Annotated in this window: 23 protein-coding genes; 16 read left to right on the top strand and 7 right to left on the bottom strand. The window is 62.6% G+C overall.

The annotated features are described in order from the left end of the window. Positions 1-122 precede the first annotated feature (122 nt). Together FG13_RS16780 and FG13_RS16775 are read right to left on the bottom strand one after the other, a co-directional pair. Positions 123-707, bottom strand: a complete 585-nt coding sequence (locus FG13_RS16780) for a hypothetical protein (RefSeq protein ID WP_035822696.1) — start codon at positions 705-707, stop codon at positions 123-125. Positions 708-743: 36 nt separating this feature from the next. After that, complete coding sequence (locus tag FG13_RS16775; protein WP_035822693.1) at positions 744-1,343, bottom strand: hypothetical protein; 600 nt, start codon at positions 1,341-1,343, stop codon at positions 744-746. Between the two features lie 245 nt (positions 1,344-1,588). Between FG13_RS16775 and FG13_RS16770 the strand changes: the two genes are divergently transcribed. Both FG13_RS16770 and hrcA read left to right on the top strand, forming a co-directional pair. Then, positions 1,589-2,314 (top strand): HAD family hydrolase, encoded by a 726-nt coding sequence (locus FG13_RS16770; protein WP_035822691.1) that lies wholly within the window; start codon positions 1,589-1,591, stop codon positions 2,312-2,314. A gap of 102 nt (positions 2,315-2,416) precedes the next feature. Next, a complete protein-coding gene (hrcA, locus tag FG13_RS16765) occupies positions 2,417-3,433 on the top strand; it encodes a heat-inducible transcriptional repressor HrcA (RefSeq protein ID WP_035822689.1) in 1,017 nt (338 codons plus the stop codon). Between the two features lie 48 nt (positions 3,434-3,481). Here the strand turns inward: hrcA and fur are convergent, their stop codons facing one another. Further along, positions 3,482-3,913, bottom strand: a complete 432-nt coding sequence (gene fur, locus FG13_RS16760; RefSeq protein ID WP_034745717.1) for a ferric iron uptake transcriptional regulator — start codon at positions 3,911-3,913, stop codon at positions 3,482-3,484. Between the two features lie 196 nt (positions 3,914-4,109). Between fur and FG13_RS16755 the strand changes: the two genes are divergently transcribed. Genes FG13_RS16755 through FG13_RS16745 form a run of 3 tightly spaced genes read left to right on the top strand, consistent with a single transcriptional unit; the run spans position 4,110 to position 5,914 of the window. Further along, on the top strand, positions 4,110-4,751 hold the full coding sequence (locus FG13_RS16755; RefSeq protein WP_051959156.1) for an outer membrane protein assembly factor BamE: 642 nt from the start codon (positions 4,110-4,112) through the stop codon (positions 4,749-4,751). Between the two features lie 19 nt (positions 4,752-4,770). Next, positions 4,771-5,580 (top strand): 4-hydroxy-tetrahydrodipicolinate reductase, encoded by an 810-nt coding sequence (gene dapB / locus FG13_RS16750; RefSeq protein WP_035822687.1) that lies wholly within the window; start codon positions 4,771-4,773, stop codon positions 5,578-5,580. Between the two features lie 7 nt (positions 5,581-5,587). Next, positions 5,588-5,914: a barstar family protein gene (locus FG13_RS16745; RefSeq protein WP_035822685.1), complete on the top strand. Its 327-nt coding sequence runs from the start codon at positions 5,588-5,590 to the stop codon at positions 5,912-5,914. 93 nt (positions 5,915-6,007) lie between these two features. Here FG13_RS16745 and FG13_RS16740 read toward each other — a convergent pair whose 3' ends face one another. Both FG13_RS16740 and FG13_RS16735 read right to left on the bottom strand, forming a co-directional pair. Further along, a complete protein-coding gene (locus FG13_RS16740) occupies positions 6,008-7,255 on the bottom strand; it encodes a CaiB/BaiF CoA transferase family protein (protein ID WP_051959154.1) in 1,248 nt (415 codons plus the stop codon). Beyond that, positions 7,255-8,433, bottom strand: a complete 1,179-nt coding sequence (locus FG13_RS16735; RefSeq protein ID WP_035822683.1) for an acyl-CoA dehydrogenase — start codon at positions 8,431-8,433, stop codon at positions 7,255-7,257. Before FG13_RS16735 ends, FG13_RS16740 begins: the two co-directional genes overlap by 1 nt. 161 nt (positions 8,434-8,594) lie before the next feature. On the opposite strand from FG13_RS16735, the gene FG13_RS16730 reads away from it, so the two are divergent. Further along, positions 8,595-9,500, top strand: a complete 906-nt coding sequence (locus FG13_RS16730) for a LysR substrate-binding domain-containing protein (protein ID WP_035822681.1) — start codon at positions 8,595-8,597, stop codon at positions 9,498-9,500. On the opposite strand, the gene FG13_RS16725 is transcribed toward FG13_RS16730, so the two are convergent. Together FG13_RS16725 and FG13_RS16720 are read right to left on the bottom strand one after the other, a co-directional pair. Continuing rightward, the gene (locus FG13_RS16725) at positions 9,497-9,862 is read right to left on the bottom strand and encodes a VOC family protein (protein WP_035822679.1); all 366 of its coding nucleotides are present in this window, start codon (positions 9,860-9,862) and stop codon (positions 9,497-9,499) included. The genes FG13_RS16730 and FG13_RS16725 overlap by 4 nt on opposite strands. 77 nt (positions 9,863-9,939) lie before the next feature. Then, positions 9,940-10,728: a DUF6597 domain-containing transcriptional factor gene (locus tag FG13_RS16720; protein ID WP_235211750.1), complete on the bottom strand. Its 789-nt coding sequence runs from the start codon at positions 10,726-10,728 to the stop codon at positions 9,940-9,942. Positions 10,729-10,877: 149 nt separating this feature from the next. Between FG13_RS16720 and leuS the strand changes: the two genes are divergently transcribed. The 10 genes from leuS to FG13_RS16670 all read left to right on the top strand — a co-directional run bounded on the left by leuS (position 10,878) and on the right by FG13_RS16670 (position 24,858). Then, positions 10,878-13,517: a leucine--tRNA ligase gene (gene leuS / locus FG13_RS16715; protein WP_035828343.1), complete on the top strand. Its 2,640-nt coding sequence runs from the start codon at positions 10,878-10,880 to the stop codon at positions 13,515-13,517. A 2-nt stretch (positions 13,518-13,519) separates the two neighbouring features. After that, positions 13,520-14,116, top strand: a complete 597-nt coding sequence (locus tag FG13_RS16710; protein WP_035822677.1) for an LPS-assembly lipoprotein LptE — start codon at positions 13,520-13,522, stop codon at positions 14,114-14,116. A gap of 10 nt (positions 14,117-14,126) precedes the next feature. Continuing rightward, positions 14,127-15,143: a DNA polymerase III subunit delta gene (holA, locus tag FG13_RS16705; RefSeq protein WP_035822675.1), complete on the top strand. Its 1,017-nt coding sequence runs from the start codon at positions 14,127-14,129 to the stop codon at positions 15,141-15,143. A 17-nt stretch (positions 15,144-15,160) separates the two neighbouring features. Continuing rightward, positions 15,161-16,432, top strand: coding sequence for a glutamate-5-semialdehyde dehydrogenase (locus tag FG13_RS16700; protein WP_035828340.1), 1,272 nt, complete (start codon positions 15,161-15,163; stop codon positions 16,430-16,432). Positions 16,433-16,502: 70 nt separating this feature from the next. Continuing rightward, a complete protein-coding gene (locus tag FG13_RS16695; RefSeq protein ID WP_034745744.1) occupies positions 16,503-16,940 on the top strand; it encodes a CopD family protein in 438 nt (145 codons plus the stop codon). Positions 16,941-16,950: 10 nt separating this feature from the next. After that, positions 16,951-17,568, top strand: a complete 618-nt coding sequence (locus tag FG13_RS16690; protein ID WP_035822673.1) for a 2-hydroxychromene-2-carboxylate isomerase — start codon at positions 16,951-16,953, stop codon at positions 17,566-17,568. A gap of 153 nt (positions 17,569-17,721) precedes the next feature. Next, positions 17,722-18,927, top strand: a complete 1,206-nt coding sequence (locus FG13_RS16685) for a THUMP domain-containing class I SAM-dependent RNA methyltransferase (protein ID WP_371933489.1) — start codon at positions 17,722-17,724, stop codon at positions 18,925-18,927. A 74-nt stretch (positions 18,928-19,001) separates the two neighbouring features. Further along, positions 19,002-20,282, top strand: a complete 1,281-nt coding sequence (locus FG13_RS16680) for a multidrug effflux MFS transporter (RefSeq protein ID WP_200880291.1) — start codon at positions 19,002-19,004, stop codon at positions 20,280-20,282. A gap of 203 nt (positions 20,283-20,485) precedes the next feature. Next, positions 20,486-22,648: an HDOD domain-containing protein gene (locus tag FG13_RS16675; RefSeq protein ID WP_035822667.1), complete on the top strand. Its 2,163-nt coding sequence runs from the start codon at positions 20,486-20,488 to the stop codon at positions 22,646-22,648. 5 nt (positions 22,649-22,653) lie between these two features. Further along, the gene (locus FG13_RS16670) at positions 22,654-24,858 is read left to right on the top strand and encodes an EAL domain-containing response regulator (RefSeq protein WP_035822665.1); all 2,205 of its coding nucleotides are present in this window, start codon (positions 22,654-22,656) and stop codon (positions 24,856-24,858) included. Positions 24,859-24,934: the final 76 nt, after the last annotated feature.

The raw sequence follows: 24,934 nt of genomic DNA, 5'->3' as shown, positions 1-24,934 counted from the left end.
GAGGAGACAGATGCATTATGCTGCATCGCCACATATAACTCCAATTTATCTTTGGAATATCAACTATAGATTTCCGTGATATCTCTTCCCGGTAGCCGCGCAGCGGCTACCGTTGCCGCCACTCAGGCCGGATTGCAAACGATCTGCACCGTCGTCACATTCGCTTCGCCCATGGTGCCGCCGCCTGTACCTGGCTGTACCGTGCACTTCAGCCCCTTTGGCTGGGTTTCGGAGACGCTGATGCCATAGGTGTCGCCATAGGCGACCGAGCCGGACATGGTAAAGGTCGTGGCATCCTTGGCCACCGTTGTTGTCGTACTGCCGTTAATCAGCACCAGGCCGTCCACCGTCAGGCCGGAAACCGTGCCGCCCACGGTATATTTGTTTTGCGAGCAAGTAACCGCGGCGCTGATATTGATGTAATGGCCAGCCGAACCGGAACCACCGCTGATGCCGCAAGTCATGTGGGCTGGTTGTTTATTGACGGTGATGTTGTAGTCGGTGCCATAGTCGATGCGCTTGCCGAAGGTAAACGACGTTTTGCCCGCAGGAACCGGCAGGGTGTCGCTGCCGTTGGCCAGGATCAGTCCTTCATTGTTCAAGCCTGTGATGGTGCCGCTGACATCATACGAGGCCTTGCCGCCGCAAGCGGCCAGTCCCAGGGTCAGCAGCAGTGCGGCGAGTGGGCGCAAGCAGGATAACTTCATGTATTTCTCCAAAAAATAGGTGACGGATCGCAAGGATTACTGCGGCGTGCAGTCAAGTGTGGCCGCGGTCGTGGCGGTGGAGCCCATCGTGCCGACCGTATCGCTGCCGTCCGCACTGCTGGAACCCTGGAAGCGGCACTTCAGGCCCGTTGGCTGAGCCAGTATGGAAATGCCGTACGCGGCGCCGTCATCAACACTTGCGAATTCGTAGGCGGTGGCGCCAGCCAGCAGGGTGGTGCCGTTGGGGCCCATCACCAGACGCAAGCCATCGGCGCTCAGGCCCGTGACCGTGCCGCGAAGCGGGTAGGTATTGGTCTTGCAGATCACCTGGGCCGTGGTCACAGAGTAGCTCGATGCCTTGCCGACGCCATTGATAATCGTGCAAACGGCGCCCTTGGGCTGTTGCGCGATGGTGATGTCGTAGCGGTCATCGTTCTTGACCAGCTTGGTGAAAACAAACTGGCCCTGGCCCGCAGGGACCGGCAAGCGTTCCCCGTCATTCTGGAGAATCAGGCCATCCTTGGCCAGACCGCCAACCGTGCCTTGCAGATACAGGTTGCCGCCGCTGCCGCCGCAGGCTGCCAGTGTGGCGGCGCAAGCCGCCGCCAGCATCGAGCGCAGGTACAAATTTTTCATACAGTCTCCAAAACGAATTAGGTTGGGTAGCGCAACGCGGACGCTGGCGCCGCATTGGAATGGCGCCTATTTTAGTCTATCTGGCAAGCTGAATGATCTTGCCTTGTATCACCCTGTAACAATTTTTCGCCGGGAAGCGCTGGCCCGGCCCCATTTCACGGGGGCGCAGCCATGCCGGCGGCGGCGATCGGTGCGACAATAGCTATACCCTGCGCACTGTGACGCAGCATCCCATTGTGAGTCCCATGTCCCTTGCTCCTGTAAAACCCGCCGTGCCGCCCAAGGCCATCCTCTTCGACCTCGACGATACCTTGTGGCCCATCGCGCCCGTGATTGCCGCCGCCGAAACCCTGCTGCACGACTGGCTGGCCACGCATGCACCCAAGGTGGCGCAGCAGTTTTCCATCGAGCTGCTGCGCCGGCACCGTCTGGCCATGCTCAATGAACAACCGCATTTCCATGGCAACCTGATCGAGTTGCGCCGCGCGGGCCTGCTGGCCGCCTTCGAGGCGGCCGGCGAGGATCCCGCCCTGGTCGACGGCGCCATCGCGCAGTTCCTTGCGGCCCGTCATCGCGTCCAGCCATATGACGACGTCTTGCCGGGCCTGGCCTGGATGGGCCAGCGCATGCTGGTCGGCTCCATCTCGAATGGCAATGCGGACCTTGAAATTATCGGCCTGGCGCAGCATTTCAAGGTATCGATCGCCGCCAGCGACTTTGGCGTGGCCAAGCCCGACGCCAGCATCTTCCTGGCCGCTTGCGCAGCGCTGGACGTGGCGCCCCATGAAGCCGTGTATGTCGGCGATGATCTGTATTTCGATGTGACGGGAGCGCAGGGAGCGGGCATGCGTGCCGTGTGGATGAACCGCAAGGGCAGCGATGCCCACCTGGCCGCCGGCGTGCAGCCCGACGCCATCTGCGCCAACTTTGATGAATTGCTGTTGTGGTTGCAGGAGCAACTGGAAGATTGATCGCCGCAGGACGGGCGAACGTGCATAATAGGCGCTGTTGCTGCACGTTCGGCCGCTTTCGTTGCCGCTTGCTTAACAAAACACTTGCTTAAATAAAACACCATGCAACTCGATACACGTGCCCAAACACTGCTGAAAGCCCTGGTCGAGCGATATATCGCCGACGGCCTGCCGGTCGGTTCGCGCGCCTTGTCGAAAATTTCCGGCCTCGACCTGTCGCCGGCCACGATCCGCAACATCATGGCTGACCTGGAAGAGCTCGGTTATGTCTCCAGTCCGCACACCTCGGCCGGACGCATCCCCACGCCGCGCGGCTACCGCATCTTTGTCGACACCTTGCTGACCGTGCGGCATCTGGACGAGCACATGGTGGAGTCGCGCATGCGCCTGCAGACGCCGCAGCCGCAAAAAACCATCGCCAACGCGGCGCAGATGTTGTCGTCGCTGTCGCAGTTTGCCGGCGTCGTGCTCAGCCCGCGGCGCGAATCCGTGTTCCAGCAAATCGAATTCTTGCGCCTGTCCGAAAAACGCATCCTGCTCGTCATCGTCGCTCCCGGCGGCGACGTGCAGAACCGTCTATTGCTGACGGAGGCCGACTATACGCCGGCGCAACTGGTGCAATCGGCCAACTATATCAACCAGAATTATGGCGGCCTGTCCTTCGACGCCGTGCGCGTGCGCCTGCAGGGCGAGCTGCGCCAGTTGCGCGACGACATGGGCAGCCTGATGCAGGCGGCCGTGGAAGCGGGCAGTGAAGCGATGGCCGACCATAGCGACGACATGGTGATTTCCGGCGAGCGCAACTTGCTCAGCGTGAGCGATCTGTCATCGAATATGCATTCGCTGCGCCAGATGTTCGACATGTTCGAGCAAAAGACGGGCTTGATGCAGTTGCTCGACGTGTCGAGCAAGGCGACGGGCGTGCAGATTTTCATCGGCGGCGAATCGAACCTGGTGCCGATGGATGAGATGAGCGTGGTGACGGCGCCGTATGAAGTCAACGGCAAGATCGTGGGAACGCTGGGAGTGATCGGGCCGACGCGCATGGCTTACGAACGCGTCATCCCGATTGTCGATATCACGGCCAAGTTGCTGTCAAGCGCGCTCAGCCATCATTGATCGTACTGCCTGACGCGCCAGCCGCTCCGTGGGACCGGCAAGCGTGGATCAGGCGGTTTTGTGCGGGCAAGCTGTCTTGGTGCAGTTGCCGTAGATGGCCAGGGCGTGTTCGGCGATCTTGAAGCCGCGCTCCTCGGCCACTTTTTGCTGGCGGATTTCGATTTCTTCGTCGAAGAATTCTTCGACCCGGCCACAGTCGAGGCACACCAGGTGGTCGTGGTGGGAGCCTTCGTTGAGCTCGAAAATCGCCTTGCCGGTTTCAAAATGGTTGCGGTTGAGCAAGCCAGCCTGTTCGAATTGCGTCAGGACGCGGTAGACAGTTGCCAAACCGACATCCATATTGTCGGCCAGCAGAATTTTATACACGTCTTCCGCGGTCAGGTGGCGTACCGGGCTACTCTGGAAGATATCGAGTATCTTCAGCCGTGGCAGGGTGGCTTTCAGGCCGCTTGCCTTGAGATCACTAGGATTGTTACTCATGTTTGTTGCTCGTATGTGGGTCAGGTGCTTTATCATATAGCGTTTTGTCGGGGAGTGCCAAAATATGCTTTTTTTTGGCGGGCCGGTCACTCCTGGCGTTTTGTTCATCCAATTGAGGTCATTTATGCGCGTAACACCGGCTGTATTGCCATCTCTCTGGCACCGTATTTCATTTCGAGCACCAGTCGTGGCAGGCATGGTCTGTGTCGCGCTGGCCATGTCCGGCTGCGCCAGCCGTGGCATTCTGGGCGAAAAGCCGGCAGCTGCTCAAAAAGAAGGCAAGGAACTGGTCCCCGAACAGGGCGCACAAACGACCACCATCACGCCGCTGCAAAAATTCATGTGGTTTTTCTCGCCCTACCGTCCTGACATTCAACAAGGCAACTTTGTCTCCGAAGAGATGCTGGCCCAGTTGAAAGTGGGCATGACGCGCGACCAGGTGCGTTTCGTCCTCGGCACCTCGCTGCTGACCGATATCTTCCATGCCGACCGCTGGGATTACCCGTTCCGCCTGGCCCGGGGCAGTGGCGAAACCACCAGCAGCCGCGTGGTCGTGTACTTCGGCAAGGATGGCAAAGTGGAACGTTTTGAAGGCGGCAACTTGCCGACAGAGAAAGAATACATCGACCGCATCGCCGGTCCGTCGCCATTCGCCAAGGTTGCCAAGGCTGACGCGCCTGCCGCCGCCCTGCCATCGCCCGTGGCGCCAAGCGCCGTGCCGGTGCCGGCCGATGCCGCGCCAGCCATTCCTGTGAGCAAGCCTGCGCTTGTACCTGCACCTGCAACGGCGCCTGCCGCCGAGCCTGCACCTGCACCTGCTGCCGAACCCACCAAATAAGTTGTTGTAAGAGAATAAAATGACTGAACTGAAAATTGCCATCGCTGGCGCCAGCGGCCGTATGGGCCATATCCTGATCGAAGCCGTCAGCAACGCGCCTGACGCTGTTCTCGCTGGCGCGCTCGACCGCGCTGGTTCGCCGTCCGTCGGCCAGGATGCCGCCGCCTTTCTCGGTAAACCTGCCGGCGTGCTGATCGAGTCAAGCCTGGCCACCGGCCTGGCCGGCGCCGATTACCTGATCGACTTCACGCGTCCCGAAGGCACTTTGCAGCACCTGGCGTATTGCGCCGAGCACGGCATCAAGATGATCATCGGCACCACCGGTTTCGATGACGCTGGCAAGGCCGCCATTGCCGCCGCCGCCGAAAAGACGGCCATCATGTTCGCGCCGAACATGAGCGTGGGCGTGAACGTCACCATGAAGCTGCTGGAACTGGCCGCGAAAAGCCTGTCCGAAGGCTACGACATCGAGATCATCGAAGCCCATCACCGCCACAAGGTCGATGCGCCGTCGGGCACGGCCCTGCAAATGGGCGAAGTGGTGGCCGGCGCCCTGGGCCGCGACTTGAAGGAATGCGCCGTGTACGGCCGTGAAGGCGTGACGGGCGAACGCGACCCGTCGACCATCGGCTTTGCCACCATCCGCGGCGGCGATATCGTCGGCGACCATACGGTGCTGTTTGCCGGCATCGGCGAGCGCATCGAGATCAGCCACAAGTCGAGCAGCCGCGTCACCTACGCCCACGGCGCCCTGCGCGCCGCGCGTTTCCTGGCCGACAAGCCGACCGGCCTGTTCGACATGCAGGACGTGCTGTCGCTGAAGAACTGAGGAAGCTATGGCCACTGCCATCCTGAATGGAAAAGACATCACCGACGTAGCGAGCTTTCACGCGCAATGCGTGCCAGCCTTCGGTTTCCCCGCGTTTTACGGCAACAGCATGGATGCCTGGGTCGATTGCCTCAGTTATCTGCGCGACGACGAAAACATGACGCAGTTCCGTTTGAAACCAAACGAAGTGCTCGACATCGTTGTGCAGGATGCGGAAGCGATGAAGGCGCAAGTGCCGGACTTGCTGGAAGAAATCACGTTCTGTATCGCCGGCATCAATGAGCGCTATGAGGATTATGGCGAGAAGCCGGCGTTGAAATTGACGCTGAAGTAATTCCGGGGGCAGTCGCTTCGCGATCGGAATGCGCCCGATTCGGGCGCATTCCCCCTCAGGGTCCGACCCCAGCCGTTCCGCCGTTGGGGTGAGTTACACCACCTTGCGCTCGCGCAAGCCGTCAATCTCCGTACTGTCCAATCCCAGCCATTGCTGCAGCACTTCCTGCGTATGCTGCCCCAGCAATGGTGGCGGCAAGCGGTATTGCACCGGCGAGCTTGAGAGGCGCACGGGATTGGCTACCAGCGCCACCGTGCCCGCCGTGGGATGCGGCATCTCCACTTTCAAGCCACGCGCCACCACTTGCGGGTCGGCAAAGACCTGGTCGATGCGGTTGACGGGACCGCACGGCACGGCTTGCGCCTCGAAGGCGCTGATCCACTCGGCCGTCGTGCGCATGACCGTGGCCTGGCGCATCAGGGGGATCAGGATGGACCGGTTTGCCACGCGCTGCGGATTGGTGGCAAAACGTTCGTCCAGCGCCCATTCCGGGTGGCCGGCGACGGCGCAAAAGCGCGAGAATTGCCCGTCATTGCCGATCGCCAGAATCATGTCGCCATCGGCCGTAGGAAAATCCTGGTAGGGCACGATGTTCGGATGCGCATTGCCCATACGCTGCGGCACTTTGCCGCCGCACAGGTAATTGGCGGCCTGGTTGCCCAGCGCCGCTACTTGCACGTCGAGCAAGGCCAGGTCGATATGCTGGCCCAGGCCCGAGCGTTCCCGTTCGGCCAGCGCCGCCTGCACGGCGATGGTGGCGTACAGGCCCGTCAGGATGTCCGTCTGCGCCACGCCCACTTTTTGCGGCCCGGCACCGGGCTGGCCATCGGGTATGCCCGTGATGCTCATCAAGCCGCCCATGCCCTGGATCAAAAAGTCATAGCCGGCGCGCGCCGCGTACGGCCCATCCTGGCCAAAGCCCGTGATGGAGCAGTAGACGAGGCGAGGATTGAGCGCCAGCAAACTGGCCGCGTCCAAACCATATTGCTTCAAGCCATCGAGCTTGAAATTTTCCAGCAGCACGTCCGATTCGGCCGCCAGCTTGCGCACCAGCGCTTGCCCTTCAGGGGCGGCCAGGTCGATGCACAGCGAGCGCTTGTTGCGGTTGGCACACTGGAAATAGGCGGCCTCGGCAGTATCACGGCCGTCCTCGTCTTTCAGGTACGGCGGGCCCCAGGAGCGCGTGTCGTCGCCGCGGCCCGGCTGTTCAACCTTGACGACGTCCGCACCGAGGTCGGCCAGCATTTGCCCGGCCCAGGGGCCGGCCAGCACGCGCGACAGGTCGAGCACGCGCAAGCCGACCAGCGGCGCGGGCCGCAGGGTGGAAGCCAAGGCGTCCATTAGTTGAAGGCGGCGATGCCGGTGATGGCGCGGCCGATGATCAGCGCGTGCACATCGTGCGTGCCTTCATAGGTGTTGACCACTTCCAGATTGACCAGGTGGCGGATGACGCCGAACTCGTCGGAAATACCGTTGCCGCCCATCATGTCGCGCGCTACGCGGGCAATATCGAGCGCCTTGCCGCAGCTGTTGCGTTTCATGATCGAGGTGATTTCCACGGCGGGCGAACCTTCATCCTTCATGCGGCCCAGGCGCAAGCAGCCTTGCAAGCCCATGGTGATTTCCGTCAGCATGTCGGCCAGTTTCTTTTGCACCAACTGGTTCGCGGCCAGCGGACGGCCGAATTGCTGGCGGTCCATCGTGTACTGGCGCGCCTTCAGGTAGCAGTCTTCGGCCGCGCCCAGCGCGCCCCAGGCGATGCCGTAGCGGGCGCTGTTCAGGCAGGTGAACGGGCCCTTCAGGCCGCGCACGTCGGGGAAGGCGTTTTCTTCAGGGCAGAACACTTCATCCATGACGATTTCGCCGGTGATGCTGGTGCGCAAGCCGACCTTGCCGTGGATTTCCGGCGCCGACAGGCCTTTCCAGCCTTTTTCCAGCACGAAGCCGCGGATCGCGCCTTCATCGTCCTTGGCCCAGACGACGAACACGTCGGCGATCGGGCTGTTGGTGATCCACATCTTCGCACCCGACAAGCTATAGCCGCCCGGCACCTTGCGCGCGCGCGTGACCATGCTGCCAGGATCGGAGCCGTGGTTTGGTTCCGTCAGGCCGAAGCAGCCGATGAACTCGCCCGTCGCCAGTTTCGGCAGGTATTTCTGTTTCGTTTCTTCGTTGCCGAAAGCGTTGATCGGCACCATCACCAAGGATGATTGCACGCTCATCATCGAGCGGTAGCCCGAATCGACGCGCTCGACTTCGCGCGCGGCCAGGCCATAGCAGACGTAGTTCAGGCCGGCGCCGCCGTATTCTTCAGGGATCGTTGTGCCCAGCAAGCCCAGCTCACCCATTTCGCGGAAGATGGCCGCGTCCGTGCGGCCATGGCGGAACGATTCGAGGACCCTTGGCACCAGGCTGCCCTGGCAATAGTCTCGGGCCGCTTCCAGCACGGCGCGTTCGTCGCCCGTCAGTTGTTCTTCCAGCAGCAGGGGGGAATTCCAGTCGAATACGGTTTTGCTCATCACAGGCCTCGCAGGTGAGCGCCGGTGATCGGCGCAAGATTGAATATGGCTCATGGTAGGTTTTTGCCTAGCCTTGCGCAAACGATTTTTTCGCACCCAGACATGCGTGCTGCGCATATCTTGCGGCATACTAGGGGTCTTTCACTGGCCGGATACCCCCCATGTCACGCAAAATCCCCATGCTGCAAGCCTTGAACTGCTTCGAGGCGGCTGCGCGGCACCAGAGCTACACGCATGCGGCGCGCGAACTGTCGCTGACGCAAAGCGCCGTGTCGCGGCAGATTTCATCGTTGGAAAGTTTTCTCGGCGTGCAACTGTTCCAGCGCACGCGCCATGGCGTGCTGCTGACCAGCGCCGGCGCCGCGTATGCGCGGCAGATCGCGGCCCGCCTCGATGGCCTGGAGCGCGACACGCTCGACACCATGGCGCGCCAGGGCGGCGGCGGCGCCTTGCAGCTCGCTTCCGTGCCCACGTTTGCCACGCGCTGGCTGATGCCGCGGCTGTCGTCACTGGCGGGGCTGCACCCGGACATCGTCGTGCATATCGATGCCTACACGAAACCATTTATGTTTGCCGATACGGAATACGACGGCGCCTTATACGCGGGCACGCCAGAGCAACTGGCGCGCTGGCCCGGCACGCGCGCCACCTTGCTCATGCATGAAGAAATCGTGCCCGTCGCCAGCCCGCGCCTGCTGGCCGCGCGCAGTGAGTGGCAGCCGCAGGATTTACTGGAACTGACCTTGTTGCAGCAAAGTACGCGCCCAGGCGCCTGGCGCCAGTGGTTTGACGCCATGCAGGTCGAGGGGGAAGGACGCGATGGGGCGCACTATGGCGCCCGCTATGAACTGTTTTCCATGCTGGCCATGGCGGCCGTGCAAGGGCAAGGCGTGGTTTTGCTGCCACGCATGCTGGTCGAAGCGGAACTGGCGCGCGGCGAATTGCGCATCGCGTGCGAGCGCCCACTGCGCGGTCAGCGCGCGTATTACCTGATCACGCCTGAAACGGCGCATGAAAAGACGGCCCTGCAGCAATTTCGCGCATGGCTGCAGGGCGAAGCCGCCTAAACGACCTTGCTGGTATCGAAATGGGGATTGTCGATCAGGCCGATCTGGTTGCCGAACGGGTCGAGCAATTCCACCGTGCGGATGCCGTCGCCCACGTCCGTGATCGGATGGTGCAGGCTGCCGCCCAGTGCCACGATGCGTTCGACTTCCTGCTCGATGCCGTCCACGCCCCAGTACGTCACGCTGCCCTGCGTGCCCGGCTGGCCATCCGGCAGCAAGCCCAGCTCGAAGCCGCCGATATTAAAACCGACATAGAACGGCTGGTCGAAATACGGCGCCGTGCCGAATACCTGGCTGTACCAGGCCTTGGCCTTGTCCAGGTCGGGGACGGGATAGGTGACGGTGCGTAAACCCTTGATCATGTTCTGCTCCTGGTGAATGAAGAATCACGCCATCATGCCACTGGCGCGCGGCGCGTGATTGTAAAAATGGAAGGTGTTCAAGTGCGCCTGCCCGCCAGCCACGCCTCGGGCGAGCTGCGGGCGAAATCCTGGAAGTCGTGGATCAGGTGCGACTGGTCGAAATAACCATATTGCAAGGCCACTTGCGCCCAGTCCTGTTGTCCCGCCAGGTTTTGCATGCCGGCGCTGGCCGCGCGAAAGCGGCAGATGCGGGCAAACAGCTTCGGGCTGATGCCCACTTGCTGACGAAATTGCAGCGCCAGGTGCTGGCGCGACACGCCCAGCTGCCGCGCCAGGCCGTCCACGCGCACTTGCCCCGCTGCCGCCTCGATGGCGGCGATCGCATGCTCGGCCGCGCCCGCCTGACGCCGTGGCGGCGCGGTGCGCAGGCGCAGCAGCAGATATTCCTGCAAGATGGCGATGCGCTGCGTGTTGCTCAAAGGCTCGCTCCATAGCGCATCACCGAGGCGCGCCGCCAGCTCGCGGCCCCACAGCTGCTGCAAGCCCGTGCGGCCATCGCTGAGTTCGCACAAGGGGAGCTGGAAGAAGCGTGCCGCCGCGCCCGGCTTGAAGCGGGCCGCCACCGTTTGCACGAGACCGTGGCTGACGACGGCAATCGGCGCCGTCATCATGCCCACGGCAAAGCTGGCGTCCTGCTGGTCCTGGCACAGGATGTCGATGCAATTGTCGGGCAAGACCTGGTGCGTGACGGGTGTGGTGCCCGTTTGCACGCGGCACGTCCAGACGCAATCGAGCCAGGGCCGCAGGGCGGGGAGGGGCGGATATTCCTGGTAGACGATCATGGCCGGTTTTGATGCAAAGAACAAGATTGTGCATATATTACACAGCAGAATTGCGCGCCGGCCAAAATTTGCCAGACCGGGCCGCCAGCGCGCCGTGCTATCGGGCGGCGACAACCAGTATAATGCTCGGTTCATATCCACTATTGGCCGGGCCACGCTGGTCGCACATCATCATGCAAGATAAATATAGTCCCGCCGACGTCGAACAAGCCGCCCAATCGCACTGGAAGGCGATCGACGCCTATAAAGCCGTCGAACACGACCCACGTTTCCCTAAAGGCAAGTATTTTGCCTGCTCGATGCTGCCTTACCCTTCGGGCAAGCTGCACATGGGTCACGTACGCAACTATACGATCAATGATGTGATGTACCGCTACCTGCGCATGAACGGCTACAACGTGCTCATGCCGATGGGCTGGGATGCGTTCGGCATGCCCGCGGAAAACGCGGCCATGGCCAACAACGTGCCGCCCGCGCAATGGACGTATTCGAACATCGCCCACATGAAGCAGCAGATGGAATCGATGGGCCTGGCCATCGACTGGTCGCGCGAAATGACCGCCTGCAAGCCCGAATACTACAAATGGAACCAGTGGATGTTCCTCAAGATGCTGGAAAAAGGCATCATCTACAAGAAGACCGGTACCGTGAACTGGGATCCGATCGACCAGACCGTACTGGCCAACGAACAAGTCGTCGATGGCCGCGGCTGGCGTTCGGGCGCGCTGATCGAGAAGCGCGAAATCCCCATGTACTACGCGCGCATCACCGACTACGCGGAAGAATTGCTGGCGTATGTGGACGACAAGCTGCCGGGCTGGCCCGAGCGCGTGCGCATCATGCAGACCAACTGGATCGGCAAGTCGACGGGCGTGCGCTTCGCCTTCCCGCACCAGATCAAGGATGCCGAAGGCAGCCTGATCGGCGACGGCAAGCTGTATGTGTTTACCACCCGTCCTGATACGGTCATGGGCGTGACCTTCTGCGCCGTGGCCGCCGAGCACCCGCTGGCCATCCACGCCGCGCAAAGCAATCCTGCGCTGGCCGCCTTCAACGCCGAATGCAAGCTCGGTTCCGTGATCGAAGCGGACATGGCGACGATGGAGAAGAAGGGCATGCCGACCGGCCTGTTCGTCACCCATCCGTTGACGGGCGCGCAAGTGGAAGTGTGGGTCGGCAACTACGTCTTGATCACCTACGGCGATGGCGCCGTGATGGGCGTGCCGGCGCACGACGAACGCGATTTCGGCTTTGCCAAGAAATACAATCTGCCGATCAAGCAAGTGATCGAAGTCAAGGGCCAGGAATTTTCGACGGACGCCTGGCAGGAATCGTATGGCAGCAAGGATGGCGTCTGCGTCGCCTCCGGCAAATACGACGGCCTGCATTTCGCGTCCGCCGTCGATGCGGTGGCCGCCGACCTGGCGGAACTGGGCCTGGGCGAAAAGAAAACCACGTTCCGCCTGCGCGACTGGGGCATTTCGCGTCAGCGCTACTGGGGCACGCCGATCCCGATGATCCATTGCGCGGACTGCGGCGTGGTGCCGGTGCCGGAAAAAGATTTGCCGGTGGTGCTGCCGGAAGACTGCGTGCCGGACGGCACGGGCAATCCGCTGAACAAATATGAAGCCTTTCTGCAGTGCGACTGCCCGCAGTGCGGCAAGCCGGCGCGCCGCGAGACGGACACCATGGATACCTTCGTCGATTCGTCGTGGTACTACATGCGCTATACCTCGCCAGGCTCGAACGACGCCATGGTCGACGCGCGCAACGATTACTGGATGCCGATGGACCAGTACATCGGCGGCATCGAACACGCCGTCATGCACTTGCTGTACGCGCGCTTCTGGACCAAGATCATGCGCGACTTCGGCCTGGTCAAGTTCGACGAGCCGTTCGTCAACCTGCTGACGCAAGGCATGGTGCTCAACGAAACGTATTTCCGCAAGGACGCCGTGGGCAAGACCACCTGGTTCAATCCGGACGACGTGCGCCTGTCGCTCGATGACAAGGGCCGTCCGCAAAGCGCCGTCCTGGTGGCCGATGGCCAGCCGGTGGAAATCGGCGGCACGGAAAAAATGTCGAAGTCGAAGAACAACGGCATCGACCCGCAAGCGCAGATCGAACAGTATGGCGCCGACACGGCCCGTTTGTTCACCATGTTCGCCTCGCCGCCGGAACAGACGCTGGAATGGTCCGGCAGCGGTGTCGAAGGCGCGAACCGTTTCCTGCGCCGCGTGTGGAACTTCGGCTACGCCCGGTCGGCGACGATCCAGGCCGCGCTGGCTGGCGGCGCCGCTCCTGCCACGGGCGACGCGCAGAAAAACCTGCGCCGCGAATTGCACAAGCTGCTGCAGCAAGCCGATTACGACTTGAAGCGCATCCAGTACAACACCGTCGTGTCGGCCTGCATGAAGATGCTCAACACGCTGGAATCGGCCAAGCTCGATGACAGCGCGCAGTCGAAGGCGCTGATCGCCGAAGGCTTCTCCATCTTCCTGCGCCTGTTGAACCCTGTCGCGCCGCACATCACCCACGTGCTGTGGCAGGAACTGGGCTACGCTGGCGTGCACGGCGACCTGCTCAACGTGGCCTGGCCGCAAGTTGACCCGGCCGCATTGGAACAGTCCGAGATCGAGATGATGATCCAGGTGAACGGCAAGCTGCGCGGCTCGATCACGGTGGCCAAGGATGCGGACAAGGCCAGCATCGAAGCGGCCGCGCTGGCGTGCGAAAGTGTGCAGAAGTACGTCGAGACCACGCCGAAGAAGATCATCGTCGTGCCAGGCAAGTTAATCAGCATCGTGGTGTAATCATGACGACTTCCTCTCAAGTATCGCTGTTGGGCCGCCGCGCCGTGCTGGCGTTGGGCCTGACTGTTTTGCTGTCGGCCTGCGGCTTTCATTTGCGCGGTTCGAACGGCAGTTTCATGCTGCCGTTCGCGACGATGTACATCGGCTTGCCCGACACGTCGCCGCTGGCGATCGGCCTGAAGCGCTATATCCGCGCCATTGGCAGCACGGAGGTGGTGAGTACCAAGGATGGCGCCGACGCCGTCCTTGAAGTGCTCAACGACCCGGAGAGGAATCGTACCAAGACCATTTTGTCGCTGAACAAAAATGGCCGCGTGCAAGAGTACCAACTTGGCTATTCGATCAATTTCCGCGTGCTGGACAAGGAAGGCAACCAGTTGCTGGCGCCGACCACCATCAGCCTGGTGCGTCCGATCACCTTCGACGAATCGCAGGTACTGGCCAAGGAAACGGAAGAAGCGGCGCTGTACCGCGACATGCGCAACGACCTGGTGCAGCAGATCATGCGCCGCCTGGCCGCCATCAAGCCGGTGCTGCCGGCCATGTCGGTGGCGCCAGTGGCGCCCGTGACGCCGGTCGCGCCAGCCCCGCAGCAGTAACGGGGACGCCATGCAATTGCGGATAGACGCGCTCGACGGGCATGTGGCCAAGCCGCTGGCGCAGCTGTATGTGATCACCAGCGACGAACACTTGCTGGCGCTGGAAGCGGCCGACAAGATCCGCCGCGCGGCGCGCGCGCAAGGGTTTTCCGAGCGCGACGTGCTGACGGTGGAGCGCAGCTTCAAGTGGGGCGAACTGCTGGCGGCGAATCAGGAGCTGTCGCTGTTCGGCGATAAAAAATTGATCGAGCTGCGGATCCCCACCGGCAAGCCGGGCAAGGATGGCGGCGCGGCGCTGCAAAGCTACGCGAAAAACCTCAGCCCCGACAACCTGACCCTGATCACCTTGCCCAAGCTGGACTGGGCCACGCAGAAGGCGGCCTGGGTCGCCAGCCTGCAGCAGGCGGCCGTGTATATCGACATTCCAAATGTGGAACGGGCGCAGTTACCGGCCTGGATATCGCAGCGCCTGGCCGCGCAGGGACAAAGCGCCGAACGGGCCAGCATCGACTTCATCGCCGAGCGGGTGGAAGGCAATTTGCTGGCGGCGCACCAGGAAATCCAGAAACTGGGACTGCTGCATGCCGCGGGCAAGCTGACGTACGAACAAGTGCAGGACGCGGTGCTGAACGTGGCCCGCTATGATGTCTTCAAGCTGTCCGAAGCCATGCTGGCCGGCGACCCGGCGCGCCTGGTGCGCATGCTCGAAGGCTTGAAGGGCGAGGGCGAGGCGCTGCCGCTGGTGTTATGGGCCGTCTCCGAGGAAATCCGCACGCTGTTAAAATTGAAGGCCGGCATGGCGCAAGGGCGTCCATTGGGCGCGCTGCTGAAGGAATACCGCATCTGGGGTCCGCGCGAGCGGATGATGGAACCGGCCCTGCGGCGCATTTCGCTGCCGGTGCTGGAAGCGGCGCTGCAGCAGGCGGCGCAGGTGGACAAGATGATCAAGGGCTTGCGCGCCAAGGGCTACGCGGGCGACGCCTGGGACGCCATGCTGCAACTGGGCCTGAAGATCGCCAAGGGTTAACTTTTATGGATACGAGCATGGACATCACAGAATATATGCAGGACGTGGGCATGCGCGCGCGCGCCGCCTCGCGCGCCATGGCGCGTGCCGACAGCGCCACGCGCAACCGCGCCTTGAGCCTGATCGCCGCCGCCATCGTGCGCGATGCCGACCTGCTGCGCGCGGCCAACCAGCGCGACCTCGATGCGGCAGCCGCCGCCGGCCTGGCGCCGGCCATGCTCGACCGCCTGACCCTGTCCGACGCCGCCATCGCCACCATGGTCGAAGGCTTGACGCAGATCGTCTCGCTGGCCGATCCGATCGGCGAAATCTCGAACATGAAGTTCCGCCCGACGGGCATCCAGGTGGGCCAGATGCGCGTGCCGCTGGGCGTCATCGGCATCATCTATGAAGCCCGTCCGAACGTGACGGTGGACGCGGCCGGCCTGTGCATCAAGAGCGGCAACGCGACGATTCTGCGCGGCGGCTCGGAAGCGATCCATTGCAACCGCGCGTTGGCCAAGCTGGTGGCGGAGGGTTTGCAGGGAGCGGGCTTGCCGGCTGATGCCGTGCAAGTGATCGACACCACGGACCGCGCCGCCGTCGGCGCGCTGATCACCATGCCGCAATTCGTCGACGTCATCGTGCCGCGCGGCGGCAAGGGCCTGATCGCGCGCCTGATGGAAGAGGCCACCGTGCCGATGATCAAGCACCTCGACGGCATCTGCCACGTGTATATCGACGCCAAGGCCGATATCAAAAAGGCGATCGATATCGGCTTCAACGCGAAGTGCCACCGCTACGGCACCTGCAACACCATGGAAACTTTGCTGGTGTCGCGCGCCGTCGCCGCCACCGTGCTGCCGCAGCTGGCCGAACTGTATTTGACCAAGCAGGTGGAACTGCGCGCCGATCCGGAAAGCCATGCGATCCTGGCCGCCGCTGCCTATCCGCACCTGGTGCCGGCCACCGAGGAAGACTGGCGCACCGAATACCTGGCGGCGATCCTGTCGGTGAAGGTGGTCGACGGCATCGACGAAGCGATGGATCACATCAACCAGTATTCATCGAAGCACACGGAATCGATCATCACGGAAGACTACAGCGACGCGCTGCGCTTCCTGCGCGAAGTCGATTCCGCCTCGGTGATGGTGAACGCGTCAACGCGTTTCGCCGACGGCTTTGAATATGGCCTGGGCGCCGAAATCGGCATCTCGAACGACAAGCTGCATGCGCGCGGTCCGGTGGGACTGGAAGGCCTGACCTCGCTCAAGTACGTGGTCTTTGGCCACGGCGAAGTGCGCAAATAGTCTCTTTCGCGGGCTGCCCACAAGGCGGCCCGTGCTCTCGTTTTTCTCCACCTCCGACACTGGAAACCCCATGCTCTTTCTCTGGACCAAAGCCTTCCACATCATCTTCGTCATGTCCTGGTTTGCCGGCCTGTTTTACTTGCCGCGCATCTTCGTGAACCTGGCGATGGAGACGGAAACGGTCGCCACCGAGCGCCTCTTGCTGATGGCGCGCAAGCTGTACCGCTTCATGTCGCTGCTGGCGCTGCCGGCCATGGTGCTGGGGCTGGCCTTGATGTGGATGCTGTATGGCGGGGGCGAGGGCCGCATGAAGATGCCGGGCTGGATGCACGCCAAGCTGACGTTCGTGGTGCTGCTGCTCGGCTATCACCACGCCTGCGGTTCCATCCTGCGCAAGTTTGAAAAAGGTCTCAACAAGCGCAGCCACACCTGGTTCCGCTGGTTTAATGAAGTGCCGGTGGTGATGCTGCTGGCCGTCGTCGTGCTGGTCGTGGTCAAGCCTTTCTAAGGGAGTCGAGATGAGTGCAAGCCAGAGCAAAGTCGTGCAGTATTTCTTCGCCCCTCACTCGCCATGGACCTATCTGGGTCACGCGCGCCTGATGGCCATCGCCGCCAAGACGGGCGCGCAGATCGACGTGCGTCCCTTCGACCTGGGCAAGGTCTTCAGCGTGTCGGGCGGTCTGCCGCTGGCCAAGCGCGCACCGCAGCGCCAGGCGTACCGCCTGGCCGAACTGGCGCGCTGGTCGGCCTTCTTGCAAGTGCCATTGACCTTGCAGCCGAAGTTCTTCCCCGTGTCGCCGGAAGCCTCGGCCAAGCTGATCATCGCCACGCGCCTTGCGCACGGCGTGGAAGCCTCGCTGAACCTGACGCACGCCATCATGCGCGGCCTGTGGGCCGAAGAGCGCAACATCGGCGACGAGGAAACCTTGGTGCAGATCGCCATTGACGCCGGTTTCGATGGCCGCCAGTTGCTGAAAACGTCGGAAACGGCCAGCGTGCAGGCGGAATACGATGCCAATACGGAGGCAGCTACTGCCGCTTCCGTCTTCGGTTCGCCGTGGTACATCGTCGATGGCGAAGGGTACTGGGGCCAGGACCGCCTCGATTTTGTCGAGCGGGCGCTGGACGCAAAATAACAAAGAATGTAGGTCGGATTAGCGCCCCGCGCGTAATCCGACAAGCTCAGTCGCTAGCGCATGTCGGCTTACGCCCTGGCGGGCTAAGCCGACCTACGTGATATGCAGGATTTTTAGTTAATTGTTTTTCAACGGATAAAAGGTATCCTAATTATGGCTTCATATTTTTGCCCATGCCCGCGCGGCATGGAAGCGGCGCTGGCCGAGGAACTGGGCGAGATCGCCCAGGATAGTTCGACCATGAAGGTCCACAACCAGGTACCGGGCGGCGTACACTGCTCGGGCGACCTGCTGGACTCCTATCGCATCAATCTGCATTCGCGCATCGCTTCGCGCGTGCTGATGCGCATGGCCCATTCCGGCTACAAGACGGAAAACGATATCTATGACCTGACCCTGGCGCAATCGTGGGAAGACTGGTTCGGCGTGCACCACACGATCCGCGTCGACGTCACGGCCGTGAAATCGCCGCTGCGCAGCCTGGAATTCACGACCCTGAAAATCAAGGATGCGATCTGCGACCGCTTCCGCGACCAGTTCAACGAGCGTCCTTCGGTCAACACCAAGACGCCGGACATGCGCATCGTCGGCTTCCTCGACGCGCACACGTTCACCGTCTACCTCGACACCTCGGGCGAAGCCCTGTTCAAGCGCGGCTGGCGCGAAGAGACGGGCGACGCGCCGTTGCGCGAAAACCTGGCCGCCGGCCTGCTGCGCGTGTCGGGCTGGAAGCCTGGCATGGTGCTGTTCGACCCGATGTGCGGTTCCGGCACCATTCTGGCCGAAGCGGCGCAGATGCTGCAGGGCATTCCGCCGGGCGCTTCGCGCCAGTTCGCGTTTGAAAACTTCCACGACTTCGATCCGGCGCCGTGGAATGCCATGAAAAACGCCATCAAGGTCAATCCGCTGCCGGCCGAACCGACCATTTTCGGTAGCGACATCTCGGGCGACATGGTCGCCATGACGCGCCACAACCTGCGCTGCGCCGGCGTGCGCTTCGACGTGCCGCTGAAACAGATCGAGGCGCAGGAAGTCAAGCCGCCAAGCGAGGTGCCGGGCATCATGCTGACCAACCCGCCGTACGGCGAGCGTATCGGCGTGCGCGGCGACAGCACCATCCCGGAAGATGAACTGTCGACGTCCTTCTATTCGGCCATGGGCACGACCCTGAAGCAGCGTTTCGCCGGCTGGACCGTGTTCCTGTTTACGGCCGACCTGGGCTTGCCCAAGCTGCTGCGTTTGAAAGAAGCGCGCAAGACGCCATTCTTCAACGGCGCGCTGGAATGCCGTCTGTTCCGTTTCGACATGGTCGCCGGCTACAACCGCCGCGAAGAAGCCAAACCGAAACCACAGCAGTAAGCGTTCACCGCAAGACCCCCGCAGTAACCCCGCGCGCGGACCGCAACCGGTCCGCGCGCCACTTTGGATCCGCCATGTTTCCCACCCCTCCGGCCGATGTGCCGCCCGACCCGGTCACCCCCGTTCCGCCTCCCACGCCGAGCCACATGGCGCCGCTGAGCCGCGGTGCGCTGGCGATGATGCTGGCCGGGCTGTCGATGCTGGGGCCCCTGTCGATCGACACCTATCTGCCCGCGTTTGGCGCGATCCAGGGTTCGCTGCAGGCGTCGCCGCTGGAAGTGCAGCAGTCGCTGACGTTCTACATGCTGGCCTTTGCCGGCATGGTGCTGTGGCATGGCGCCATCTCGGATACTTTTGGCCGACGCAACGTCATTCTCGTGTCGCTGCTGATGTTTGCCATCGGCTCGCTCGGTTGCGCTTCGGCGCACACGGTGCACTACCTGTGGTTCTTCCGCATCATGCAGGGCGTGTCGGCCGGCGCCGGCGTGGTGATCAGCCGCGCCATCATCCGCGACCTGTATGCCGATGCGGCGGCGGCGCGGCTGCTGTCGCTGGTGACGATGATCTTTTCCATCGCCCCGGCCGTGGCGCCGATTCTCGGCGGCTGGATCGTCATCTGGTTCGACTGGCGCTCGATCTTCCTGTTCCTCGCCTTTTACACGGTGGTGCTGCTGGCGTTCTGCTACTGGCGTCTGCCCGAAACCCTGCCGATGGAAAAGCGCCAGCCGTTCAATCCCCGTTTCCTCGCGTCGAGCTATGGCCAGATCCTGCGCTCACCCCTGTTCCACATCAAGGCTGGCATCGTCGCCCTCAATTTCGCGGGCCTGTTCCTGTTCATCACCGCCGCGCCGGAAATGCTGCCCAAGCAGCTGGGCCTGGGGCCATCGCAATTCGCCTGGCTGTTCATTCCCTGCGTGAGCGGCATCTTCATGGGCGCCGCGGCGGCCAACCGCATCGCTGGCAAGGTCACGTTCGCGCGCCAGATCGGCATCGGCTTTGCCTTCCTGCTGTGCGCCGCCAGCGTCAACGTCGTGTATCACCTGTTCCTGCCGCCATCGCTGCCCTGGTCGGTGCTGCCCCTGTTCTTCTACACCTTCGGCATGTCGCTGGTGGGGCCGGGCGCGACCCTGCTGGCGCTCGACCTGTTCCCGCATATCCGCGGCACGGTCGCTTCGTGCCAGTCGTTTGCCAGCACCTTGCTGGGCGCCGTGGTGGCCGGCGTGATCTCGCCGCTGCTGTCCGGTTCCGTGCTGTGGCTGGCGTCGGGCCAGCTGGCGTTTACGGGCCTGGCGCTGGCGCTGTGGCTGATATCGCGGCGCTTCCGCCACCGTTTGCTGGGTTCCTTCAAGGCATAAGTTTCCACTGCAGAACGCTGGATTTATTTCAACTTAATTTTCTATATTGCAAGTAATATCCGGCGCTTATGATAAGATGACTTCTTTCCCGGCATCCTCTCAGGCAATAGATTTTTTGGTTACAGGAGTGGAGGATTCCTCTGAACGTGGCCGCGCTTCGCTGCTAAGCGCTCATCCTTTTCGAACCGGCAATGCCTGATACGATGCATCAATCTGATCAAGATATTCGCAATCGCCTGCTGATTGCCCGCCTGCCGGCCATGCCGCAGATTCTCCTCAAGCTGATCGCCCACCTGCAGGCCGACGATGCCGGCATGCCAGAGCTGGCCGCCCTGATCGCCAAGGATGCGGGCATGACCAGCAAGATCCTCGGCGTGGCCAACAGCTCGGCCTACCATCGCCAGAGCAAGGTCGTCAGCCTGGAGCAATCGCTCGTGTCGCTGGGCACGGACATGATCAAGACCCTGGTCATCAGCGAATCCGTCTTCCAGACCTTCAACAGCTTCCCCCATTCCGGCAGCACGGATTTGCGCGCCTTCTGGAAAAGTTCGCTGTCGGCCGCCGTCATGGCGCGCGCGCTGGCCAAGGCCATGGCCTATCCGCACGTCGAGGAAGCGTATCTGGCCGGCTTGCTGCACAACGTGGGCCGCCTGGCCTTGCTGGCCACGGCGCCGAAGGAATACGCATTCAATTTCACGGCGCGCGACGATGCCGCCCTGTGCGCGGTGGAGCAGCGCACCTTGCAGATCACGCATGCGGAAGCGGGCGCCTGGCTGATCGAGCGCTGGCATCTCGATTCCTTCCTGGCCGACAGCGTGCTGTATCACCATGAACCGCTGGCGCGTCTGGAAGCGAGCCATCCGTTGATCCGCATCGTGCGCCTGGCGCACCTGCTGTGCTGCCATGCGGACGATGCGGACGAGGCCGAGTCCATTGCGCAGGCGGCAAGCCTGTGCGCGCTGGACGTAGCGGTGCTGGATGACCTGGCCGGCAGCGTTGCGCGCCAGGTGGCGCAGGCGGCGCAGCACCTGGGCATCGACCTGGCCGGCGCGGACGATATCGCCACGCCGCCCGCGTATGCGCCGCCATCCGTCGATCCGGTGCAGCAGCTCCTGTCCGACGAAGTGCGCAATATGGTGCTGGTGTCCGAAGTGGGCCAGACCTTCGCCCGGCAGCAGGGCGAGAGCAGCCTGCTCGAAGCCATCACGCGCTCGGCGCGCATCCTGTTCGATTTCGACACCGCCGTCATCCTGCTGCAAAACCCCACCGGTCATGCGCTGGTCGGCGTGGCGGCGGGCGAACATCAGCATCGCCTGGCCGGCTTCTCTATCCCGCTGGCCAAGGGCGGGCCCCTGGCGGCATCCGCGCTCGAATGCCAGCTGGCGTTCCTGAAACGCGACATGCCGGCGTTGGGTATCGTCGAGGAGCAGCTGTTCCGCATTCTCGGCACGGACAGCCTGGTTTGCATGCCTCTGGCGGCGGGCCAGCGCAGTCTGGGCGTGCTGATTGGCGGCGTCGCGGCGTGGCAGATTCCCGCTTGCCAGAAGCGCGAGGGTTTCCTGCGCGCGTATGCCAACCAGGCCGCCACGGCGCTGGAAACGGCCATCAGCGCGCGCGGCCTGGCGCGGCGCCAGCTCGATCACGTGGCCGAGGAGTACCGCGAAGCGTCGCGCCGCGTCGTGCATGAAGTGAATAACCCGCTGTCCATCATCAAGAATTACCTGAGCGTGCTTGATCACAAGCTGGAGAAGCAGGAGCCGGTGACGGGCGAGATGGCTATCCTGAACGAGGAAATCGACCGGGTCGGCCAGTTGATCGGCGGCCTGGCCGATCTGCAGCCGGTGCCGGCCAGCGGCGTGACCGATTGCGCGCGCGTGGTCGACGACGTGCTGCGATTGTTCCGCGCCACCGATTTCCTGCCGCCGAAGATCGAAGTGGTCACGCGCATGCAGGATGCGCCATGCGAGGTGGAGGCCGATGCCGGCATGCTCAAGCAAATCCTGCTCAACCTGCTGAAAAACGCCGTCGAAGCCTTGCCCGACGGCGGGCGCATCGAAGTGGTGAACCGTGGCCACGTCAACCGCGACCGCCGCCTGTACCTGGAACTGTGCGTCAGCGACAATGGCGCCGGCCTGGCGCCGGAAGTGCTGGCCAATCTGTTTTCCCCTGTGCGCAGCAGCAAGGAAGGCGCGCATCACGGCCTGGGCCTGTCCATCGTGCACGACCTGGTCACGCGCCTGCATGGCGTGATCGGCTGCCGCAGCAGCAAGTCCGGCACCTCGTTTGAAATTTTACTGCCCATTCCCGTGCCGGCGAGCGCTGCAACCGCGCTGCCCGCGCCCGGCAATATCGCCTTGTCCTCGTAACGTCCATGAACTCCTCCGCCATTCCGTTTGACCTGGAAAACAGCCCGCGCATCCTGCTGGTCGACGACGAGCCCCGTTTGCTCGCCTCCCTCCACGAATTGCTGAAGGACGGCGGCTACCAGCTGTACACGGCCACCTGCGGCAGCGAGGCGCTGGCGCAGCTGTCGAAACTGCGCTTCGACCTGATCCTGCTGGACTTGCGCCTGCCCGACATGAGCGGCCATGAAATCATGGACCACATCAACCGGCGCGGCATCGAGGGCGACGTCATCGTCATGAGCGGCGACGTCGGCATCGAGGCGGCCATCGGCGCTCTGAAGCGCGGTGCCTACGATTATCTGCGCAAACCCTACAGCCGCGAGGAGCTGCTCAAGACGGTGGAGAACGCGCTGCAAAAGCGCAAGCTGGCGCTGGAGAATGAGCGCATCGCGCTGCAGCTGGAAAACTCGGAAAAGATGTACCGTTACCTGGTCGACAGCTCGCCCGACATCATCTACACCCTGAACCATGAAGGCCGCATCACCTTCATCAACGACCGGGTGCACCAGTTGCTGGGCTTTAGCCGCGAAGAGCTGATCGGCAGCCATTATTCCATCCTCGTGCATGATGAAGACCAGGAGCGGGCGCGCTACGCCTTCAATGAGCGCCGCATCGACGAGCGTGCCTCGCGCAATGTGGAACTGCGCCTGAAGTGCCATAGCGGCAGCGGCAGCGACCGTACCTTCAACAACACCTTGATGACGGTTCCGCTCAATTCGATCGGCATGCACGGCCACGATCAGGAAGCGAAAAAGCAGGAGTACTTCGGCACCTACGGCGTGGCGCGCGACATCACCGACCGCAAGCGCGCCGAGGAAGTCATATCCTACCAGGCCTATCACGACATCCTGACGGACCTGCCGAACCGCATGCTGTTCAAGGACCGCCTCGGCCTGGCCGTGATCCAGGCGCGGCGCAAGCTGACGGAACTGGCCGTGATGTTCATCGATCTCGATCGCTTCAAGCTGGTCAACGATACCCTGGGCCACGTGAAGGGCGACGAATTGCTGCAGCAGGTGGCGCTGCGCCTGAAGGATTGTTTGCGCCGCGGCGATACCCTGGCGCGCCAGGGCGGCGATGAATTCACCATCGTGCTGCCGGAACTGCGCGACCGCCAGGACGCGCGCCTGATCGCCGACAAATTCCTCGAATGCCTGCACCAGCCCTTCGATCTCGATGGCAACCAGGTGCATATTTCAGCCTCGATCGGCATCGCCATCTATCCGGGCGACGGCGAGACCATCGACGAGCTGCTGCGCCACGCCGACATCGCCATGTACCAGGTCAAGGCGCTGGGCAAGAACGGCCACAGTTTTTATCACGAGTCCATGCTCGACGTGTCGCACCAGAAGATCGCGCTCGAGCAAAGCCTGCGCAAGGCGCTGGAACTGAACCAGCTGGAGATGTATTACCAGCCGCAGGTCGACGTGATGACGGGCCGCATCGTCGGCGCCGAAGGCCTGATGCGCTGGAACCACCCGCAACGGGGCTTGCTGACGGCTGGAGAATTTTTGCCGTTCGCCGAGGAAAACGGCTTGATGCTGCCGATCTCGGACTGGATGCTGGGCGCCCTGTGCCGCGATCTGGTGCAGTGGAATGCGGCCGGCGGCGAAGCCGTGCGCCTGTCGCTCAATCTGTCGCCGCAATACCTGGACCGGGGCGACTTTTTCGAGAAGATGCGCGGCGCGCTGACGCGCTATGGCATCGCGCCGGAAAAGATCGAAGTGGAGATCACGGAAAACATCTGCATCCGCAACCCGCAGTATGCGATCGAGCAGTTGAACAAGCTGTGCCAGCTGGGCGTGTCGGTGGCCATCGACGATTTCGGCACCGGTTATTCGTCGCTGTCGTACCTGCACCGCTTTCCCATCCACACGATCAAGATCGACCAGTCGTTTGTGAAGGAAATCCACGACGAGCACGGACACTATCCCGTCATCCTGGCCATCATCTCGATCGCGCGCGGCCTGGGCCTGCACCTGATCGCCGAGGGCGTGGAAACGGAAGGCCAGGCGCGCTACCTGCAGGACAAGGGCTGCACCACGATGCAGGGCTATCTGTATCACCGGCCCATTTCGCTGGGCAGTTTCATCGGCGTGCTGCAGGAGCAAAATCGCCTGATCGCCGATGCCGCCCCCGCGCTGCCCCAGACGCTGGCCATCGAGGCTTGACCGTGCCGCTTGCCGATCCCCGCTCCACGGCCGCTCATTCCACGGCTGCTCATTACACAGCTGCTCATTACACAGC

It is taken from the genome of Janthinobacterium sp. RA13 (assembly GCF_000745325.1).
Taxonomy (GTDB): domain Bacteria; phylum Pseudomonadota; class Gammaproteobacteria; order Burkholderiales; family Burkholderiaceae_D; genus Janthinobacterium; species Janthinobacterium rivuli.
This window is presented reverse-complemented; position numbering and strand designations above follow the sequence as displayed.

What these genes read in the sequence shown, in the direction of transcription:
- FG13_RS16780 (WP_035822696.1), bottom strand. Translation starts at nt 707, where the DNA reads ATGAAGTTATCCTGCTTGCGCCCACTCGCCGCACTGCTGCTGACCCTG.
- FG13_RS16775 (WP_035822693.1), bottom strand. Translation starts at nt 1,343, where the DNA reads ATGAAAAATTTGTACCTGCGCTCGATGCTGGCGGCGGCTTGCGCCGCC.
- FG13_RS16770 (WP_035822691.1), top strand. Translation starts at nt 1,589, where the DNA reads ATGTCCCTTGCTCCTGTAAAACCCGCCGTGCCGCCCAAGGCCATCCTC.
- hrcA (WP_035822689.1), top strand. Translation starts at nt 2,417, where the DNA reads ATGCAACTCGATACACGTGCCCAAACACTGCTGAAAGCCCTGGTCGAG.
- fur (WP_034745717.1), bottom strand. Translation starts at nt 3,913, where the DNA reads ATGAGTAACAATCCTAGTGATCTCAAGGCAAGCGGCCTGAAAGCCACC.
- FG13_RS16755 (WP_051959156.1), top strand. Translation starts at nt 4,110, where the DNA reads ATGGTCTGTGTCGCGCTGGCCATGTCCGGCTGCGCCAGCCGTGGCATT.
- dapB (WP_035822687.1), top strand. Translation starts at nt 4,771, where the DNA reads ATGACTGAACTGAAAATTGCCATCGCTGGCGCCAGCGGCCGTATGGGC.
- FG13_RS16745 (WP_035822685.1), top strand. Translation starts at nt 5,588, where the DNA reads ATGGCCACTGCCATCCTGAATGGAAAAGACATCACCGACGTAGCGAGC.
- FG13_RS16740 (WP_051959154.1), bottom strand. Translation starts at nt 7,255, where the DNA reads ATGGACGCCTTGGCTTCCACCCTGCGGCCCGCGCCGCTGGTCGGCTTG.
- FG13_RS16735 (WP_035822683.1), bottom strand. Translation starts at nt 8,433, where the DNA reads ATGAGCAAAACCGTATTCGACTGGAATTCCCCCCTGCTGCTGGAAGAA.
- FG13_RS16730 (WP_035822681.1), top strand. Translation starts at nt 8,595, where the DNA reads ATGTCACGCAAAATCCCCATGCTGCAAGCCTTGAACTGCTTCGAGGCG.
- FG13_RS16725 (WP_035822679.1), bottom strand. Translation starts at nt 9,862, where the DNA reads ATGATCAAGGGTTTACGCACCGTCACCTATCCCGTCCCCGACCTGGAC.
- leuS (WP_035828343.1), top strand. Translation starts at nt 10,878, where the DNA reads ATGCAAGATAAATATAGTCCCGCCGACGTCGAACAAGCCGCCCAATCG.
- FG13_RS16710 (WP_035822677.1), top strand. Translation starts at nt 13,520, where the DNA reads ATGACGACTTCCTCTCAAGTATCGCTGTTGGGCCGCCGCGCCGTGCTG.
- holA (WP_035822675.1), top strand. Translation starts at nt 14,127, where the DNA reads ATGCAATTGCGGATAGACGCGCTCGACGGGCATGTGGCCAAGCCGCTG.
- FG13_RS16700 (WP_035828340.1), top strand. Translation starts at nt 15,161, where the DNA reads ATGGACATCACAGAATATATGCAGGACGTGGGCATGCGCGCGCGCGCC.
- FG13_RS16695 (WP_034745744.1), top strand. Translation starts at nt 16,503, where the DNA reads ATGCTCTTTCTCTGGACCAAAGCCTTCCACATCATCTTCGTCATGTCC.
- FG13_RS16690 (WP_035822673.1), top strand. Translation starts at nt 16,951, where the DNA reads ATGAGTGCAAGCCAGAGCAAAGTCGTGCAGTATTTCTTCGCCCCTCAC.
- FG13_RS16685 (WP_371933489.1), top strand. Translation starts at nt 17,722, where the DNA reads ATGGCTTCATATTTTTGCCCATGCCCGCGCGGCATGGAAGCGGCGCTG.
- FG13_RS16680 (WP_200880291.1), top strand. Translation starts at nt 19,002, where the DNA reads ATGTTTCCCACCCCTCCGGCCGATGTGCCGCCCGACCCGGTCACCCCC.
- FG13_RS16675 (WP_035822667.1), top strand. Translation starts at nt 20,486, where the DNA reads ATGCATCAATCTGATCAAGATATTCGCAATCGCCTGCTGATTGCCCGC.
- FG13_RS16670 (WP_035822665.1), top strand. Translation starts at nt 22,654, where the DNA reads ATGAACTCCTCCGCCATTCCGTTTGACCTGGAAAACAGCCCGCGCATC.